Genomic DNA, 18993 nt, shown 5'->3' with positions numbered 1-18993 from the left:
CGTCTGCTGACCGAACGGCCGGCCCGCGGGGCCGGCCCCTTGCGGAAGGACGCACAGTGTCACCCACCGATCGCTCCTTCGCACGACGAGGCATCCTCACCGGCACGGCCGCCCTGTCCGGGGCGGCGCTGCTCGGCGGTACCGCCCGCGCGGCGGGGCAGGTCCCCGCCCGGACCGCCTGGCCCAGGCGGTTCCCGCTGCCCGACGGCTTCGAGCCCGAGGGCATCACCATCGGCACGGCGCCGTTCGCCTACTTCGGTTCCATGGCGAACGGGGACATCTTCCGGGCGAGCCTGGCCACGGGCCGCGGCACGGTCGTGGCCGAGGGCCTCGGCGCGGGCCACGCCAGCGTGGGCATGCGCATCGACCCGCGCGGCAGGCTCTTCGTCAGCGGCGGCAACAGCGGGGAGATCCGCACGGTCGACGTCCGGACGGGCCGCACGGAGAAGGTGTACGCCACCGGCGGCACGTTCGTGAACGACGTCGTCCTCACCCCGGGCGCCGCCTGGTTCACCGACTCCTTCTCGGCGGTGCTCCACAGACTGCGCCTCGACCGGCACGGCCGGCCCGGTGCCCTGGAGACGGTGCCCCTGGGCGGCGACTGGGAGCAGGGCCCGGACTTCACCGCCAACGGCATCGAGCGCACCCCCGACGGCAGCGCGCTGCTCGTGGTCAACGCCTTCGCGAACGGCGGCGGCCTGATGCGGGTCGACCCGCGCACCGGAACGGCCCGCGCCGTCGACCTCGGCCCGGCCCGGCTCCCCGACGGGGACGGCCTGCTGCTGCTCGGCCGGACCCTCTACGCCGTCCAGCAGGCGCAGAACGCGATCGACGTGTTCCGGCTGAACACGGCCGGCACCCGGGGCACCGCGATCACCCGCATCACCGACCCGCGCTTCCGCATCCCGACGACGGTCGCGGCCTGGGGGGAGCGGCTGTACCTGCCCAACGCGCGCCTGGACGTCGATCCGCCGCAGCCCGACACCGAGTACGACGTCGTGGCGGTGGACCGGATCTGAGGTGTGCCGGGGGCGTGCACGCCCCGTCCCGTCACTCCTCCGACGACTCCTCGTCGTCCCCGCCCGGCTTCGGCGGCCTCGGCGGTCGGGTGCGGCCGCCGGGGTTGTCCCGCAGGAAGGGGGCGCCGGGCGTGCCGTCGCCGCCGTCCGCCGTGGCGTGCCCGCCCGGCCCGGAGCCGCCGTCCCGGCGCCGCAGGTACCGCTCGAACTCCCGGGCGATCGCCTCGCCCGACGCCTCCGGAAGCTCCGCGGTGTCCCGGGCCTCCTCCAGCGACTGCACGTACTCCGCGACCTCGCTGTCCTCCGCGGCCAGCTGGTCCACGCCGACCTGCCAGGCGCGCGCGTCCTCGGGCAGCTCGCCCAGCGGGATGCGCACGTCTATCAGGTCCTCCAGACGGTTCAGCAGGGCCAGCGTCGCCTTGGGGTTGGGCGGCTGCGACACGTAGTGCGGCACCGCCGCCCACAGCGACACGGCCGGCACGCCCGCGTGCGTGCACGCCTCCTGGAGGATGCCGACGATGCCCGTGGGGCCCTCGTACTTGGTCTCCTCCAGCCCCATGCGCCGGGCCAGGTCGGCGTCCGACGTGGTGCCGCTGATCGGTACCGGGCGGGTGTGCGGGGTGTCGCCCAGCAGGGCGCCCAGCACGACGACCAGCTCCACGCCCAGCTCATGGGCGAAGCCGAGCAGTTCGTTGCAGAACGAGCGCCAGCGCATGGACGGTTCGATGCCGCGGACGAGGACGAGATCGCGCGGCTTGTCACCGCCGACGCGGACCACCGAGAGCCGGGTCGTCGGCCAGGTGATCTTGCGGACACCGCCGTCCATGAACACCGTGGGGCGGTTCACCTGGAAGTCGTAGTAGTCCTCGGCGTCCAGCGCCGCGAAGACCTCGCCCTTCCACTCCTTGTCCAGGTGCGCGACCGCGGCGGAGGCGGCGTCACCGGCATCGTTCCAGCCCTCGAACGCGGCCACCATGACCGGGTCGATCAGCTCGGGAACCCCCTCGAGCTCGATCACCCAGCGCCTCCTTCCGACGTGCCCTCGCGTACCCCCCAACCTTACGGCGTGCCGAGGGTACGCCCGCAGCCCCCTCGCGCGGAGGGGGTGAACGGATCACTGCCCCGTTCACCCCCTCCGGACACCCCGTCGCTCACGCGGCCCCGGTGCCGGAGGCAACTCGCCCGGCCTCAGGAGCCGGTGAGCCGGCGGGAGCCGTTCGCGATCCCCGTACCGAAGGCCCGGGCTCTCCCGCCGCCGGCGAACGCGGCGCACGGCGGGGCGGGTTCACCGAGGGGGGAGGGGCGCCTCCGTGCGGGGGCGCCCCTTGCGCCGTACGGGCCGTCCGGCCGCCGGACGGCCCTCCGGCAGCCCTACTTCTCGTCGAGCAGGTCCTGCACCTTCGCGCGGACCTCGTCCGTGGCCAGGCCGCGGATGGTCAGCGTCGTCCGGCGGCGCAGCACGTCGTCCTGCGTCTCGGCCCACTCGTGGTCCCGGGCCCACACGACCTGCGCCCAGATCTCCGGGGCGTCGGGGTGGACGCGCTCGGCCAGCTCGGGGTTCTCGTTGGCGATGCGGGCGATGTCGAAGGCCAGCGAGCCGTAGTGGGTGGCCAGGTGCCTGGCGGTGTCCGCCGCCATGCGCGGGCCGGGCGCCGGACCGTCCACCAGCAGCCGGTGCGCCACGGCCCGCGGGTTGGCGACGCCGGGCAGCGGCAGCTTCTTCGGCAGCGAGTCGATCGGCTCGAAGTCGTCGCCGAGCGGGTGGCCCGGCAGCGACTCCAGCTTCTTCATCACCGTACGGCCGATGTGACGGAAGGTGGTCCACTTGCCGCCCGCGACGGACAGCATGCCGCCCCGGCCCTCGGTGACGACCGTCTCGCGCTTGGCCTTCGCCGTGTCACCGGGGCCGCCCGGCAGCACGCGCAGACCCGCGAACGAGTACGTGATCAGGTCCCGGTCGAGCTGCTGGTCGCGGATGGAGAACGCGGCCTCGTCGAGGATCTGGGCTATGTCCTTGTCGTTGACCGCGACGTCGCCCGGGTCGCCCTCGTACTCCTCGTCCGTGGTGCCGAGCAGCAGCATGTCCTCCCAGGGGAGGGCGAAGGTGATCCGGTACTTGTCGATCGGGGTCGCGAGCGCCGCCTTCCAGGGCGCGGTGCGCTTGAGCACCAGGTGCGCGCCCTTGGACAGCCGGATGGACGGGGCCGCGTTCGGGTCCTCCATCCGGCGCAGGTGGTCGACCCAGGGGCCGGTCGCGTTGAGCACCAGGCGGGCGTCGACCCCGAACTCGTCGCCGGTCAGCCGGTCCTTCAGCTCGGCGCCGGTCACCCGGCCCTTGGTGAAGCGCAGGCCGGTGACCTCGGCGTGGTTGAGGACGACCGCGCCCGAGTCGACCGCCGCGCGGACGGTCATCAGCGCCATGCGGGCGTCGTTCATCTGGTCGTCGCCGTACACGGCCACGGCCTTGAGGTTGTCGGTGCGCAGCTCCGGCACGTCCTGCGCGGCCCTGGCCGGGGAGAGCAGGTGGCCGACGCCGTCACCGAAGGCGGACAGCGCCGAGTACGCGAAGACACCGGCGCCGAGCTTCGCCGCGCCGTGCGGCCCGCCCTTGTACACGGGGAGGTAGAAGGTGAGCGGGTTCGCCAGGTGGGGGGCCACCTGCCGGGAGACCGCACGGCGCTCGAAGTGGTTCTCCGCGACCAGCTTCACCGCGCCGGTCTGCAGGTAGCGCAGTCCGCCGTGGAGCAGCTTGGAGGAGGCGGAGGAGGTGGCGCCGGCGAAGTCGCCGGCGTCGACCACGGCCACCCTGAGGCCGGACTGCGCGGCGTGCCAGGCGGTGGAGATGCCCAGGATGCCGCCGCCGATCACGAGAAGGTCGTACGACGCCTTGGAGAGCTGCTCCCGGGTCTCGGCCCGGCTCGGGTTCGAGCCGGAGGCCGGGTGCGTCCCCAGGGCAGGCACGGACTGCAGGGTGGGCTGAGTGGTCATGATGGTTCTTACTCCTCGTCAGCTTTCGTCGGCGATCCAGCCCATGGTCCGCTCGACGGCCTTGAGCCAGCTCTTGTACTCACGGTCGCGGGTCTCCGCGTCCATGCGGGGGGTCCACTCGGCGGCCCGCCGCCAGTTGGCGCGCAGGTCGTCGGTGCTGTTCCAGAAGCCGACGGCGAGACCGGCGGCGTAGGCGGCGCCGAGGCAGGTGGTCTCGGCGACCATCGGGCGCACCACGGGGGCGTCCACGAAGTCGGCGAGGGTCTGCATCAGCAGGTTGTTGGAGGTCATGCCGCCGTCGACCTTGAGGGCCGAGAGCTCGACGCCGGAGTCCTTCGTCATGGCGTCGGCGATCTCGCGGGTCTGCCAGGCGGTGGCCTCCAGGACGGCGCGCGCGAGGTGCGCCTTGGTGACGTACCGGGTCAGACCGGCGATCACACCACGGGCGTCGGAGCGCCAGTACGGGGCGAACAGGCCGGAGAAGGCCGGCACGAAGTAGGCGCCGCCGTTGTCCTCGACCGACAGGGCGAGGGTCTCGATCTCGGCGGCGGTGGAGATCAGGCCCATCTGGTCGCGCATCCACTGCACCAGCGAGCCGGTGACGGCGATCGAGCCCTCCAGGGCGTAGACCGTGTCCTGGTCGCCGATCTTGTAGCCGACCGTGGTCAGCAGGCCCGAGTACGAGTTGATGATCTTGTCACCGGTGTTCATCACCATGAAGGTGCCGGTGCCGTACGTGGACTTGGTCTCGCCCTCGGAGAAACAGGTCTGGCCGAACAGGGCCGCCTGCTGGTCGCCGAGCGCGGAGGCGACGGGAACGCCGCCGAGCAGGTCGCCGAGCCTGCCGCCCTTGATCTCCCCGTAGACCTCGGCGGAGGAGCGGATCTCGGGGAGCATCTCCGTCGGCACGCCGATGGACTCGCAGATGCGCGGGTCCCACTCCATGGTGTGCAGGTTCATCAGCAGGGTGCGGGAGGCGTTGGTGACGTCGGTGACGTGCTTGCCGCCGTTCACGCCGCCGGTCAGGTTCCAGATGACCCAGGTGTCCATGGTGCCGAAGAGCAGGTCGCCCGCCTCGGCGCGCTCGCGCAGGCCGTCGACGTTGTCGAGCAGCCAGCGGGCCTTGGGACCGGCGAAGTAGGAGGCGAGGGGGAGTCCGGTCTCGCGGCGGAAGCGGTCCTGGCCGACGTTGCGGCCGAGCTCGCGGCACAGGGCGTCGGTGCGGGTGTCCTGCCAGACGATGGCGTTGTGGACGGGTTCACCGGTGTTCTTGTCCCAGACCAGCGTGGTCTCGCGCTGGTTGGTGATGCCGATGGCCTTGATGTCGTCGCGGGTGATGCCGGCCTTCTCGACCGCTCCGGCGACGACCTCCTGGACGTTGGTCCAGATCTCGGTGGCGTCGTGCTCGACCCAGCCCGGCTTGGGGAAGATCTGCTCGTGCTCCTTCTGGTCCACGGCGACGATGCGGCCGTCGCGGTCGAAGACGATGCAGCGGGAGGAGGTGGTGCCCTGGTCGATGGCGGCGATGAAGGGGCCTGCGGTGTGGGCGTCGGTCACTGTGTGCTCCTGGGGTTCCGTGGTGTGGCGGCCGGTGCGTACGGCGCGTGTGCTGCGGTTCGGTGCTTGCCGAGCGGGGGACGGCTCAGGCGAACGCGACGTTGTAGACACCTCCCGCGATCGCTCCGCCGATCAGCGGGCCGACGACCGGGATCCAGGCGTAGCCCCAGTCGGAGCCGCCCTTGTTGGGCAGGGGCAGCAGTGCGTGGACGATGCGCGGGCCGAGGTCGCGGACCGGGTTGATCGCGTAGCCCGTCGGGCCGCCGAGGGACAGACCGATGGACACCACCACGAACGCGGTGACCAGCGCGCCCAGGGTGCCGAGGCCGTTGCCCTCGTCGTTGAGGCCCTGGGTGAGGATGGCGAGCAGCAGGACGAAGGTGCCGATGATCTCCGTGGCGAGGTTCTGCACCGTGTTGCGGATCTCGGGACCGGTCGAGAAGACGCCCAGCACGGGTCCGGCCCCGGTCTCCTGCGCCTCGACGGCCTTGGCCGCCGTGTCCTGCGTGCCCGGGCCGCCGACGATCTCACGGTCGGTGAGGTGGGCCTGGAACTGGCCGTAGTAGGCGACCCAGACCAGGACCGCGCCGATCATGGCGCCGAGGAGCTGACCCGCGAAGTAGGTCGGGACGTTGCTCCAGTCGCCGTCCTTGATCGCGATGCCGACCGTCACGGCCGGGTTGAGGTGCGCGCCGGACAGCGGACCGGAGATGTACGCCGCCGTCATGACGGCGAAGCCCCACCCGAAGGTGATGGCGAGCCAGCCGGCGTTGCGCGCCTTGGACGCCTTGAGCGTCACGGCGGCGCAGACGCCGCCGCCGAGCAGGATGAGTATGGCGGTACCGATGGTCTCGCCGATGAAGATGTCGGAGCTGGACACCCGCGACTCCTTTGTCCTTCGTCCAGGGGAAGCCGAACCCCGGGTCCCTCCGGGTGTTCCGGCGCCCTCGGTGTGAGAGCGATGGCGGCCCTTGGCGTTGTCACACTCTAACGCGTATTGCCGGTAGGTGTTCGACAATGCCGACCGATGGACGGGAGTCTCGCTTCGGCGTCACGCGTGCGTCAAGAGTTCCGTTATCGAAAGCACGATCGTTATTGATCGCCACGGGTTATCGGTCTCCGCGCGGGAGGACCGGCGGACCGCAGGGGTGAATGTCCGTTTCAGGGTAGAGCGAGGGCCGGAACGCCACCCGGCGTCCCGGCCCCGTCCGCGTCTTCGCGTCTTCGCGTTCCCGCGCCTCCGTGCCTCAGAACCGCCCGGCGCCCAGGTCCCGCGACACCGCACGGGCGCAGTCCCGCACCGCCGCGATCAGCTCCGGCCGCAGCGCTCCCTCTTCGTCGGACCGGCACAGCCGCTCCACGGCGCCGGTGATGCCGACCGCGCCGACCGGCATGCGGCGCCGGTCGTGGATGGGGGCGGCGATGGACGCGACGCCCTCCCAGGTCTCCTCCACGTCGGCCGCGTAGCCACGCGCGCGCGTGATGTCGAGGACGTGCTCGAACCCGTCCGGCTCGCAGACGGTCCGGTCGGTGAACGCCTTGCGCTCGGCCTCCAGTGCCTCGCTGTGCGCGACCGGGTCGTACGCCGACAGGACCTTGCCCAGGGCGGTGGAGTGCAGCGGCTGCATGGCCCCGATCTCCAGGACCTGCCGGCTGTCGTCGGGCCGGAAGACGTGGTGGACGATCAGCACGCCCTGCTGGTGCAGGACGCCGAGGTGGACGCTCTCGCCGCTGGAGCGGGCGAGGTCGTCCGTCCATACCAGGGCGCGCGCCCGCAGCTCGTGCACGTCGAGGTAGGTCGTGCCCAGGCGCAGCAGCTCGGCGCCCAGCTGGTAGCGCCCCGAGGTCTCGTCCTGCTCCACGAAGCCCTCCTGCTGGAGGGTGCGCAGGATGCCGTGGGCGGTGCCCTTGGCCAGGCCCAGCGACGAGGCGATGTCCGACAGGCCGAGCCGCCGCTCGCCGCCCGCGAGCAGGCGCAGCATCGCGGCCGCCCGCTCGAGCGACTGGATGTTCCGTGCCATCGACGTACTGCCTCCGTCCCCTTCGACTGCCGACCTCGGCGTCGCTGACGTCGTTCGGCAATGCCGAACACTACCGGTCCATGCCGACCTCCCGCTAATGGTCGGCGGGCAACTGTTGCACTCGGACCGCGTCCCGCAGGGACCCAGGGCGCCCCTCCGCCCCGCCGGTCCCGGCGGCGGACGGGGTCACGGGGTTCGCCCCTTCGGACGCCGGCGTCACCCCCTGGGGGAGGGCATCCGGCCCTCCGTCCCCGTCCGTCTCGTGGACGCCCGGGCCGCCGGTCCCGACTCCCGGCTACCCTGGCGGCGTGCGTTCTCTCCGGGGACGTCCTCGACGAGGGCACCGGGAAACGCAAAGCCGACAGCCGTCGCATCCTAGGGAGCCCCTTCATGGCCTCGTCGCCGTCCACCCCGTCCGCCGACACCCGGACCCGCGTGTCCGCCCTCCGCGAGGCGCTCGCCACCCGTGTGGTGGTCGCCGACGGGGCGATGGGCACCATGCTCCAGGCGCAGAACCCCTCGCTCGACGACTTCCAGCAGCTGGAAGGGTGCAACGAGGTCCTGAACCTGACCCGGCCCGACATCGTCCGCTCGGTGCACGAGGAGTACTTCGCCGCCGGCGTCGACTGCGTGGAGACCAACACCTTCGGCGCGAACCACTCCGCCCTCGGCGAGTACGACATCCCCGAGCGCGTCCACGAGCTGTCCGAGGCCGGCGCCCGGGTCGCCCGCGAGGTCGCCGACGAGTTCGCCGCCCGCGACGGCCGGCAGCGCTGGGTGCTGGGCTCCATGGGACCCGGCACCAAGCTCCCCACCCTCGGCCACGCCCCGTACACCACCCTGCGCGACGCCTACCAGCGCAACGCCGAGGGCCTGGTCGCCGGCGGCGCCGACGCCCTGCTGGTGGAGACCACCCAGGACCTGCTGCAGACCAAGGCCTCCGTGCTCGGCGCCCGGCGCGCGCTGGACGCCCTGGGCCTCGACCTGCCCGTGATCGTGTCGGTGACCGTCGAGACCACCGGCACCATGCTCCTCGGCTCGGAGATCGGCGCCGCGCTCACCGCGCTGGAGCCGCTCGGCATCGACATGATCGGCCTGAACTGCGCCACCGGCCCGGCCGAGATGAGCGAGCACCTGCGCTACCTGGCCCGGCACTCCCGCATCCCGCTGTCCTGCATGCCCAACGCCGGCCTGCCCGTCCTCGGCAAGGACGGCGCCCACTACCCGCTGAGCGCCCCCGAGCTGGCCGACGCGCAGGAGACCTTCGTCCGCGAGTACGGCCTGTCCCTGGTCGGCGGCTGCTGCGGCACCACCCCCGAGCACCTGCGGCAGGTCGTCGAGCGCGTCCGCGGCCTCGCCCCGGCCGAGCGCGACCCGCGCCCCGAGCCCGGCGCCGCCTCCCTCTACCAGACCGTGCCCTTCCGCCAGGACACCTCCTACCTGGCCATCGGCGAGCGCACCAACGCCAACGGCTCGAAGAAGTTCCGCGAGGCCATGCTGGCCGGCCGCTGGGACGACTGCGTGGAGATGGCCCGCGACCAGATCCGCGAGGGCGCGCACATGCTCGACCTGTGCGTGGACTACGTCGGCCGGGACGGCGTCGCCGACATGGAGGAGCTGGCCGGACGGTTCGCGACCGCCTCGACGCTGCCGATCGTGCTGGACTCCACCGAGGTCGACGTCCTGCGGGCCGGGCTGGAGAAGCTCGGCGGCCGCGCGGTGATCAACTCGGTGAACTACGAGGACGGCGCCGGACCCGATTCCCGCTTCGCCAAGGTCGCGCGGCTGGCCCGGGAGCACGGCGCCGCGCTCATCGCGCTGACCATCGACGAGGAGGGCCAGGCCCGCACCGCCGAGAAGAAGGTCGAGATCGCCGAGCGGCTGATCGAGGACCTGACGACGAACTGGGGCATCCACGAGTCGGACATCCTCGTCGACTGCCTCACCTTCACCATCTGTACCGGCCAGGAGGAGTCCCGCAAGGACGGTGTGGCCACCATCGAGGGCATCCGCGAGCTGAAGAAGCGGCACCCGGACGTGCAGACCACGCTCGGCCTGTCCAACATCTCCTTCGGTCTCAACCCGGCCGCACGCATCCTGCTCAACTCCGTCTTCCTGGACGAGTGCGTCAAGGCGGGCCTGGACTCGGCGATCGTGCACGCCTCCAAGATCCTGCCGATCGCCCGCTTCGACGAGGAGCAGGTCACCACCGCCCTCGACCTGATCTACGACCGCCGACGCGAGGGCTACGACCCGCTGCAGAAGCTGATGCAGCTCTTCGAGGGCGCCACCGCCAAGTCGCTGAAGGCGTCCAAGGCCGAGGAACTGGCCGCCCTCCCGCTGGAGGAGCGCCTCAAGCGCCGCATCATCGACGGTGAGAAGAACGGCCTCGAACAGGACCTGGACGACGCCCTGAAGGAGCGCCCGGCCCTCGACATCGTCAACGAGACCCTCCTGGACGGCATGAAGGTCGTCGGCGAGCTCTTCGGCTCCGGCCAGATGCAGCTGCCGTTCGTCCTCCAGTCCGCCGAGGTCATGAAGACCGCGGTGGCCCACCTGGAGCCGCACATGGAGAAGACCGACGACGAGGGCAAGGGCACGATCGTGCTGGCCACCGTGCGCGGCGACGTCCACGACATCGGCAAGAACCTCGTCGACATCATCCTGTCCAACAACGGCTACACCGTCGTCAACCTCGGCATCAAGCAGCCGGTCTCCGCGATCCTGGAGGCCGCCGACGAGCACAAGGCCGACGTCATCGGCATGTCCGGGCTCCTGGTCAAGTCCACGGTGATCATGAAGGAGAACCTGGAGGAGCTCAACCAGCGGGGTCTGGCCGCCGACTATCCCGTCATCCTCGGCGGCGCCGCCCTCACCAGGGCGTACGTCGAGCAGGACCTGCACGAGATCTACGACGGCGAGGTCCGCTACGCCCGCGACGCCTTCGAGGGCCTGCGCCTGATGGACGCCCTGATCGGCATCAAGCGGGGCGTGCCCGGCGCCAAGCTGCCCGAGCTGCGGCAGCGCCGCGTGCGGGCCGCCGCCGTCGAGATCGAGGAGCGGCCCGAGGAGGGCCACGTCCGCTCCGACGTCGCCACCGACAACCCCGTCCCCACCCCGCCCTTCCAGGGCACCCGCGTCGTCAAGGGCATCCAGCTCAAGGAGTACGCCTCCTGGCTCGACGAGGGCGCCCTCTTCAAGGGCCAGTGGGGGCTGAAGCAGGCCCGCACCGGCGAGGGACCCTCGTACGAGGAGCTCGTCGAGACCGAGGGCCGGCCCCGGCTGCGCGGTCTGCTGGACCGGCTCCAGACGGAGAACCTGCTGGAGGCGGCCGTGGTCTACGGCTACTTCCCGTGCGTCTCCAAGGACGACGACCTGATCGTCCTGGACGAGGCCGGCAACGAGCGCACCCGCTTCACCTTCCCCCGCCAGCGGCGCGGCCGGGGCCTGTGCCTGGCCGACTTCTTCCGTCCGGAGGAGTCCGGCGAGACCGACGTCGTCGGCTTCCAGGTCGTCACCGTCGGCTCCCGCATCGGCGAGGAGACGGCCCGGATGTTCCAGGCCAACGCCTACCGCGACTACCTGGAGCTGCACGGCCTGTCCGTCCAGCTCGCCGAGGCCCTCGCCGAGTACTGGCACGCGCGCGTGCGCTCCGAACTCGGCTTCGCGGGCGAGGACCCGGCCGAGATGGAGGACATGTTCGCCCTGAAGTACCGGGGCGCCCGCTTCTCCCTCGGTTACGGGGCCTGCCCCGACCTGGAGGACCGCGCCAAGATCGCCGACCTGCTCCGGCCGGAGCGCATCGGCGTCCACCTGTCGGAGGAGTTCCAGCTCCACCCCGAGCAGTCCACCGACGCCATCGTCATCCACCACCCGGAGGCCAAGTACTTCAACGCCCGCTGAGGCCGGTACGGACCCCGCCCGAACCGCTTCGAGCGCCACACCAGGCGTTCTGATCCCGTGCGACGTACACTGGTCGGTCCACTGCAGGCCGGTTCCCTTCGTGGGAACCGGCCTGATCGTCCCTCAAGGAGGTACGTGGATGACCAGTACGGTCCCCGCGCTCGGAACCCGTACGGCCGAAGGCTCCGCCCTGCAGGCGGTGCTCCTCGACATGGACGGCACCCTGGTGGACACCGAGGGTTTCTGGTGGGACGTCGAGAAGGAGGTCTTCGCCTCCCTCGGCCACCCCCTCGACGACTCCTGGCGCCACGTGGTGGTCGGCGGTCCCATGACCCGCAGTGCGGGCTTCCTCATCGAGGCCACCGGTGCCGACATCTCGCTCGCCGAACTCAGCGTGCTGCTCAACGACGGCTTCGAGGAGCGCATCGGACGCACCCTGCCGCTCATGCCGGGCGCGGCCCGGCTGCTCGCGGAGCTGTCCGAGCACGAGGTCCCGGCCGCCCTGGTCTCCGCCTCGCACCGGCGCATCATCGACCGCGTCCTGGCCTCGCTCGGCCGTGACCACTTCGCGCTCACCGTCGCCGGCGACGAGGTGCCGCGCACCAAGCCCCACCCCGACCCCTACCTGGCCGCCGCCGCCGGACTCGGCGTGGACCCGGCCCGGTGCGCCGTCGTCGAGGACACCGCGACCGGAGTCGCCGCCGCGGAGGCCGCCGGCTGCCACGTCGTGGCCGTCCCCTCGGTCGCCCCCATCACCCCGGCCGCCCGGCGCACCGTGGTGCGGTCGCTGGAAGAGGTCGACCTGGCCTTCCTGCGCGGCCTGATCACGTACGTGGGCTGAGCCCCCCGCGCAGCGTGCGGAGCCGTCACCCGGGACGACGTGCCGGAGTGTCCCCCCGGCCGGGGCCGGGAGCCGCACACCGGGCGGGAAGCGGCCGCCGCGACGACCGGATCCCGGCAGCCGCCGAACCCGCCCACCTGTGACGTTCGCCACCTCGACAGGGGTCGACAGGCGGGTGCGGCTGTGCTGAAGCATGCCGGGAGAACGTTGTCGGCGCGCCCATGTGTCCCGATTGGTGAAGCGCTGCACTAATCCTTCCACTGTCGGGTTTTCGGTGTGTCCACGCCCGGTTTCGCTCTGTGATGAGCACTCAACTCCGGGGGCTGCGGGCCCCCCTGCGGGCGCGGACTAATCTCGTCGCGAGAACCTCAGCCACTACCCCGTGATCGGCCTGCGACACCCCTGTATGCCGCATGCACGGACCCGACAGCTCTGGAGAAACTCGAGCATGAACCGCAAGACTTTGGTGCTGCCGGCCGTCGTCGGCCTGCTCGCCCCGGTACTCGTCGCCTGCGGCGGGTCCGACGGCGGCAGCGGCGGCGGGGACGCGGTCGTCGTCGGCACCACGGACCGGTTCACCGCCTCGAAGGAGGCTCCCGCGCCCCTCGACCCGGCGTACGCCTACGACGTCGGCGCCTGGAACATCCTGCGTCAGACCGTGCAGACCCTGATGGTCCAGCCGCGCGGCGACGGCGAACCCGTCCCCGAGGCGGCGGAGAAGTGCGGATTCACCGACACCGGCAACGAGCGCTACGCCTGCACCCTGCGTGACGGCCTCACGTTCGCCAACGGCGACCCGGTCACCGCGGCCGACGTGAAGTACTCGATCGAACGCGCGCTCTCCCTCAAGGCCGCCACCGGCGTGTTCTCGCTGCTGTCCACCGTCGACACCGTGGAGACCCAGGGCGACCGCGAGGTCATCTTCCACCTCAACAGCGCCGACGCCACCTTCCCGTTCAAGCTGTCGACCCCGGTCGCCGGCATCGTCAACCCGGACGACTACGAGAAGGGCAGCCTGCGCGACGGCTTCGAGGTGGACGGCTCCGGCCCGTACACCATGAAGCCCGAGGTCAAGGACGGCGAACTGGCCAAGGCCGTGTTCACCAAGAACCCCCGTTACAAGGGGAGTCTCAAGGTGAACAACGACAAGGCCGAGATAGTCTCCTTCGCCGACGCCGAGACCATGGGCGCCGCGCTGGAGAAGGGCGACATCGACCTGATGACCCGCGCGATGACGCCGGACCAGGTCCGGAAGCTCACCAACGAGACGGGCGGCGACGTCGACATCGTCGAGGTGGCCGGTCTCGAGATCCGCTACCTGGGCTTCAACACCGACGCCCCGACCGTGAAGGACAAGGCCGTCCGCAAGGCGATGGCCCAGCTCGTCAACCGCAGCGAGCTCGTCTCCGCGGTCTACGGCTCCCAGGCCGAGCCGCTGTACTCGATGGTTCCGGCCAGCATCACCGGCCACTCCAACTCGTTCTTCAACAGGTACGGCGAGCCGAGCGTGAGCAAGGCCAAGGCGCTGCTGGAGTCCGCGGACATCAGCACGCCGGTGAAGCTGACGATGCACTACACCACCGACCACTACGGTGCCGCGACCAAGCAGGAGTTCGAACAGCTGCAGAAGCAGCTGAACGACAGCGGGCTGTTCGACGTCGACATCGAGGGCACCCCCTGGAAGGTGTTCAACCCGGCCGAACTGAAGGGCGAGTACGACGTCTTCGGCATGGGCTGGTTCCCGGACTTCCCGGACGCCGACAGCTTCCTGGCACCGTTCCTCGACAAGGACAACGCCCTCAACTCGCCGTACACGAACGCCGAGATCATCAACAACCTGATCCCGAAGTCCCGGCGTGAGGCCGACCGCCTGTCCGCCGTCGACAGCCTGACCCGGATGCAGGACATCATCGCCGACGACGTCCCGCTGATCCCCCTGTGGCAGGGCAAGCAGTACGTCGCCTCCCGCGACGACGTCACCGGCATCGCCTACGCCCTCAACTCCGCCTCCTCGCTGCAGCTGTGGGAGCTGGCCCGCGGTGTGAGCGGCTGACGCACCCGGCGGCCGACCGCCGTACGACACGAAGGGCGCCCTCTTCCCGGGAAGAGGGCGCCCTTCGTGTCGCGGTGGCGGACGGACCGGGGCCTACTGCGCGCCGGGGCGCACCAGTCCGCTCTCGTACGCGTACACCGCGGCCTGCACCCGGTCGCGCAGCCCGAGCTTGGTCAGCACGTGCCCGACGTGCGTCTTGACGGTGGTCTCGCTGACGAACAGGTCGGCGGCGATCTCCGCGTTGGACAGACCACGCGCCACCAGCTTCAGGACCTCCACCTCGCGGTCGGTCAGCGTGTGCAGCGTGTCCGGCACCGGCTCGTCACCGGAGGGCAGGTGGGTGGCGTACTTGTCGAGCAGCCGCCTGGTGATGCTCGGCGCGAGCATCGCCTCGCCGTTCGCCACCACGCGGATCGCCTGCACCAGTTCGTTGGCCGGGGCGTCCTTCAGCAGGAACCCGCTGGCACCCGCCTTCAGCGCCTCCACCACGTACTCGTCGAGGTCGAAGGTGGTCAGCACCAGCACCTTGGCCGGACCGTCCCGCTCCGGGCCGGTGATCTGCCGGGTCGCCTCCACGCCGTCCATCCGCGGCATGCGGATGTCCATCAGCACCACGTCGGGCTGCAACGCCCGCACCTGGTCGAGGGCCTGGAGGCCGTCTCCGGCCTCGCCGACGACCGCGAGGTCCTGCTCCGCCTCCAGGATCATCCGGAAGCCCGTGCGCAGCAGCGGCTGGTCGTCGACCAGTAGGACACGGATGGCCACGTAAGTCTCCTTCGCTAGTCCGGCCCCATTCTGCCCTGCTCGGTGGTGCCCGGTCCGGCCGCCCTCACCGGCAGCGGGTAGGGCGGGGGAGTGCCGCCGAACTCCGGGCAGCGCGCCTGGTGGTCGCACCAGCCGCACAGCTTGCTGGGACGCGGCCGCCAGTCACCGGTCTCGGTCGCCAGCCGGATGGCCTCCCACAGGGCCAGCAGCTTGCGCTCGACCCGCTCCAGGTCGGCGAGGACCGGGTCGTACGTGAGCACGTCACCGCTGCCGAGGTAGACGAGCTGAAGGCGCCGCGGGACGACCTTCTTCAGCCGCCACACCACCAGCGCGTAGAACTTCATCTGGAACAACGCGTCCTCGGCGTACTGCGGCCGGGGCGCCTTGCCCGTCTTGTAGTCGACGATCCGCACCTCGCCGGTGGGGGCCACGTCGACCCGGTCGATGATGCCGCGCAGCCGCAGCCCGGAGTCCAGCTCGGCCTCGACGAACAGTTCCCGCTCGGCGGGCTCCAGCCGGCTCGGGTCCTCCAGGGTGAACCACCGCTCGACGAGCCGCTCCGCCTCGGCGAGCCACTGCGCCATCCGCTCGCCCTCCGGGTCGTCCGCGAACAGCTCCCCGAGCTCGGGCCTGGTCTCCCGCAGCCGGTCCCACTGCCCGGGGAGCAGCGCCTTGGCCCGCGGCGGCGTGCGCTCGGCCGCCGGCGCGTCGAAGAGCCGCTCGAGCACCGCGTGCACCAAGGTGCCCCTGGTCGCCGCCTCGCTGGGCTTCTCCGGCAGCCGGTCGATCACCCGGAACCGGTACAGCAGCGGGCACCGCATGAAGTCGCCGGCCCGTGACGGCGACAGCGAGGCGGGGGCCACGGCGGCGGGCACGGGCGGCGGTGAGCCGGTGGTGCCCGGCGCGTCCCCGGCCGCTCCTGCTGCCTCCGCCGCGGCCGCCGGCGCCGGGGCGCGGCCGCCGGCGTCCTCCGCGGCGCCCTCGATGCTCGTCTCCATGCCCACAGACCTTACGGCCCGCCACTGACAGTGACCCGGTCGCGGCCGTGGCCCGTGCGACGGACGGGGAAGCACAGGGTGCCGGGGCGGAACGGGCCGCGACGGCCGCATACCATCGACATCAGACCCTCCCGCACGACAGGCGCGGGAAACGCTTCGAACGAGGGGACACCGTGGACGTGAGCGGCGGGAGCGGGCACCCGCGGTCCGGCAACGACGAGTCGGCCGATCCCCACGCGGGATCCCCGCCCCCGGACCCCGGACACCCGGAGCCCACGGCTGCCGACACGCCCGGGGAACAACCCGCGGGACAGCCCCGGAGCACGGAGGAAGGCCCCGCGGGGCGGTCACCGACGGTGAGCGAGGACAGCGGGGGGCAAGCGGACCCCTCGGGGGCGGAGCCCCGGGAGCGGCTCCCCGCCGAGGACGCCGCCGCGCGCGACGAGTCGGGGGACGGGACGGGGAAGGGCACCCCGCACGAGCCCGCACCGCAGCCCCCGCCGCCCGGTCACCACGGCCACGCCCGGACCGGGGCCCGCACCGGCGGCAGCCCGGGGCGGCCGCCCCGGCGCCCCCCTGAGCCCGGGGGCGGACTGCTGATGGGGCGGCCCTTCGGCGTGCCCGTGTACGTCGCGCCCAGCTGGTTCCTCGTGGCCGCCCTGATCACCTGGGTGTTCGGCGGCCAGCTCGACCGGGTCCTGCCCGAGCTCGGCGCCGCGCGCTACCTGGTCTCCCTCTTCTTCGCGGTCGCCTTCTACGCCTCCGTCCTCGTCCACGAACTGGCCCACACCGTCGCCGCCCTCCGCTTCAAGCTCCCGGTCCGCCGCATCCAGCTCCAGTTCTTCGGGGGCGTCTCCGAGATCGAGAAGGAGGCCGAGACCCCCGGCCGCGAGTTCGTGCTGGCCTTCGTCGGCCCACTGCTCTCCCTCGTCCTCGCCGGCGTCTTCTACCTCGCCCTGCTCCCCGTCGAGCCGGGCACCGTCCCCGGCGTCCTGCTGGCCGGCCTGATGATCTCCAACCTCATCGTGGCCGTCTTCAACCTCCTCCCCGGCCTCCCCCTGGACGGCGGCCGGATGCTCCGCGCCGTCGTCTGGAAGATCACCGGCAAGCCCATGAGCGGCACGGTCGCCGCCGCCTGGATCGGCCGGGCGCTCGCCGTCTCGGTCCTGATCGGACTGCCGTGGCTCACCCAGTCCGGAGCGCTCGGCTCCGAGGCCGTGGACAACGTCGGCATGGACACCGTGATGGACGCCCTGCTCGCCGCCATCCTGGCCGCGATCATCTGGACCGGCGCCGGCAACAGCCTGCGCATGGCCCGCCTGCGCGAGCACCTGCCCGAGCTGCGCGCCCGCGCCCTCACCCGGCGCGCGGTCCCCGTCCCCCCCGACACCCCGCTCTCCGAGGCCCTGCGCCGCGCCAACGCCTCCGGAGCCCGCGCCCTGGTCGTCGTCGACACCGAGGGCAGGCCGGTCTCCCTGGTCCGCGAGGCCGCCATCGTCGGCGTACCCGAGCACCGCCGCCCCTGGGTCCCGGTCAGCGGGCTCGCGCAGGACCTCACCGACGGCATGCGCGTCTCGGCCGAGCTGTCGGGCGAGGAACTCCTCGACGCGCTGCGGGCGGCCCCGGCCACCGAGTACCTGGTGGTCGAGGAGACCGGCGAGATCTACGGCGTCCTGTCCGCGGCCGACGTCGAGCGCGCCTTCGTCAAAGCCATGGCCCGGCCCAGCTGACCGCGCCCCGGACGGGCGCGGGGGACCGCGCCGGCGACCGCACACGGCCCGCACCGCCGCCCCCTCACGCCGCCGGTAAAGCGCCCGGCGGGGAACCGGTAGGCTGGTCACATGTCCGAACCGACCGGTGCCGCCCGCAGGCGCGGGCCCTTCAAGGTCGGGGACCAGGTTCAGCTGACCGACCCCAAGGGCCGCCACTACACGTTCACGCTCGAGGCCGGGAAGAACTTCCACACCCACAAGGGTTCCTTCCCGCACGACGAACTGATCGGTGCTCCCGAGGGCAGCGTTGTCCGCACCACCGGTAACGTCGCCTACCTCGCGCTGCGCCCCCTGCTCCCCGACTACGTCCTGTCCATGCCCCGCGGGGCAGCCGTCGTCTACCCGAAGGACGCGGGGCAGATCCTCGCCTTCGCCGACATCTTCCCCGGCGCGCGCGTCGTCGAGGCCGGCGTCGGCTCCGGCTCGCTCAGCAGCTTCCTGCTCCGCGCCATCGGCGACCAGGGGATGCTGCACTCCTACGAGCGCCGCGAGGACTTCGCGGAGATCGCCCGCCAGAACGTGGAGCGCTACTTCGGCGGCCCGCACCCCGCCTGGCAGCTCACCGTCGGCGACCTCCAGGACAACCTGTCCGACACCGACGTCGACCGGGTCATCCTCGACATGCTCGCCCCCTGGGAGTGCCTGGAGGCCGTCTCCAAGGCGCTCGTGCCCGGCGGCATCCTGTGCTGCTACGTCGCGACCACCACCCAGCTCGCGCGGACCGTCGAGTCCATCCGTGAGATCGGCTGCTTCAACGAGCCGACCTCCTGGGAGACGATGATCCGCAACTGGCACGTCGAGGGCCTGGCCGTCCGCCCGGACCACCGGATGATCGGCCACACCGGCTTCCTGCTCACCGCCCGCCGTCTCGCCGACGGCGTCGAGCCGCCCATGCGCCGCCGCCGCCCCGCCAAGGGCGCCTACGGCGAGGACTACGACGGCCCCAACGCCGGCGGAGGCGCCGGCCGCTGAGGCTGTTCGTACCGCCCGCAACGCACAGGCGCCGTGGTGGAGTTCCCGGGCATCCTGGGGAACTCCACCACGGCGCCGCCGCGTTGACGGATCACCGGCCGGAA

The 18993-nt window shown here is 71.9% G+C and carries 13 protein-coding genes; 6 read left to right on the top strand and 7 right to left on the bottom strand.

Going from position 1 to position 18993, the window contains the following annotated elements; translation table 11 throughout:
- Nucleotides 1-56 precede the first annotated feature (56 nt).
- Nucleotides 57-1019: an NHL repeat-containing protein gene (locus ACZ4V6_RS15560; protein ID WP_467827050.1), complete on the top strand. Its 963-nt coding sequence runs from the start codon at nucleotides 57-59 to the stop codon at nucleotides 1017-1019.
- A gap of 31 nt (nucleotides 1020-1050) precedes the next feature.
- On the opposite strand, the gene ACZ4V6_RS15555 is transcribed toward ACZ4V6_RS15560, so the two are convergent.
- The 5 genes from ACZ4V6_RS15555 to ACZ4V6_RS15535 form a co-directional block, all read right to left on the bottom strand.
- Nucleotides 1051-2037, bottom strand: coding sequence for a PAC2 family protein (locus ACZ4V6_RS15555; RefSeq protein ID WP_467827047.1), 987 nt, complete (start codon nucleotides 2035-2037; stop codon nucleotides 1051-1053).
- A 353-nt stretch (nucleotides 2038-2390) separates the two neighbouring features.
- Nucleotides 2391-4007 (bottom strand): glycerol-3-phosphate dehydrogenase/oxidase, encoded by a 1617-nt coding sequence (locus tag ACZ4V6_RS15550; protein ID WP_467827045.1) that lies wholly within the window; start codon nucleotides 4005-4007, stop codon nucleotides 2391-2393.
- An 18-nt stretch (nucleotides 4008-4025) separates the two neighbouring features.
- Nucleotides 4026-5564, bottom strand: coding sequence for a glycerol kinase GlpK (glpK, locus tag ACZ4V6_RS15545; protein ID WP_467827042.1), 1539 nt, complete (start codon nucleotides 5562-5564; stop codon nucleotides 4026-4028).
- An 85-nt stretch (nucleotides 5565-5649) separates the two neighbouring features.
- Nucleotides 5650-6444 (bottom strand): MIP/aquaporin family protein, encoded by a 795-nt coding sequence (locus ACZ4V6_RS15540; protein WP_467827039.1) that lies wholly within the window; start codon nucleotides 6442-6444, stop codon nucleotides 5650-5652.
- 367 nt (nucleotides 6445-6811) lie between these two features.
- A complete protein-coding gene (locus tag ACZ4V6_RS15535) occupies nucleotides 6812-7585 on the bottom strand; it encodes an IclR family transcriptional regulator (protein ID WP_467827036.1) in 774 nt (257 codons plus the stop codon).
- Nucleotides 7586-7975: 390 nt separating this feature from the next.
- Here ACZ4V6_RS15535 and metH point away from each other — a divergent pair, with 390 nt between their 5' ends.
- The 3 genes from metH to ACZ4V6_RS15520 all read left to right on the top strand — a co-directional run bounded on the left by metH (nucleotide 7976) and on the right by ACZ4V6_RS15520 (nucleotide 14382).
- Nucleotides 7976-11488 carry a methionine synthase gene (gene metH, locus ACZ4V6_RS15530; RefSeq protein ID WP_467827034.1) on the top strand — a complete coding sequence of 1171 codons (3513 nt, stop codon included), beginning with the start codon at nucleotides 7976-7978 and terminating at the stop codon, nucleotides 11486-11488.
- Nucleotides 11489-11627: 139 nt separating this feature from the next.
- Nucleotides 11628-12329, top strand: a complete 702-nt coding sequence (locus ACZ4V6_RS15525) for an HAD family hydrolase (protein WP_467827032.1) — start codon at nucleotides 11628-11630, stop codon at nucleotides 12327-12329.
- Nucleotides 12330-12777: 448 nt separating this feature from the next.
- Nucleotides 12778-14382, top strand: coding sequence for an ABC transporter substrate-binding protein (locus ACZ4V6_RS15520; protein WP_467827029.1), 1605 nt, complete (start codon nucleotides 12778-12780; stop codon nucleotides 14380-14382).
- Nucleotides 14383-14475: 93 nt separating this feature from the next.
- Here ACZ4V6_RS15520 and ACZ4V6_RS15515 read toward each other — a convergent pair whose 3' ends face one another.
- Together ACZ4V6_RS15515 and ACZ4V6_RS15510 are read right to left on the bottom strand one after the other, a co-directional pair.
- Nucleotides 14476-15147, bottom strand: a complete 672-nt coding sequence (locus tag ACZ4V6_RS15515) for a response regulator (RefSeq protein ID WP_003977171.1) — start codon at nucleotides 15145-15147, stop codon at nucleotides 14476-14478.
- A gap of 14 nt (nucleotides 15148-15161) precedes the next feature.
- Nucleotides 15162-16145, bottom strand: coding sequence for a RecB family exonuclease (locus tag ACZ4V6_RS15510; RefSeq protein ID WP_467827026.1), 984 nt, complete (start codon nucleotides 16143-16145; stop codon nucleotides 15162-15164).
- 173 nt (nucleotides 16146-16318) lie between these two features.
- Here ACZ4V6_RS15510 and ACZ4V6_RS15505 point away from each other — a divergent pair, with 173 nt between their 5' ends.
- Nucleotides 16319-17875, top strand: a complete 1557-nt coding sequence (locus ACZ4V6_RS15505; RefSeq protein ID WP_467827024.1) for a site-2 protease family protein — start codon at nucleotides 16319-16321, stop codon at nucleotides 17873-17875.
- A gap of 111 nt (nucleotides 17876-17986) precedes the next feature.
- Entirely contained in the window at nucleotides 17987-18889 is a 903-nt protein-coding gene (locus tag ACZ4V6_RS15500) for a tRNA (adenine-N1)-methyltransferase (RefSeq protein WP_403530745.1), read from the top strand.
- Nucleotides 18890-18993 lie beyond the last annotated feature (104 nt).

This window comes from Streptomyces sp. NPDC029152 (assembly GCF_055564355.1).
This window is presented reverse-complemented; position numbering and strand designations above follow the sequence as displayed.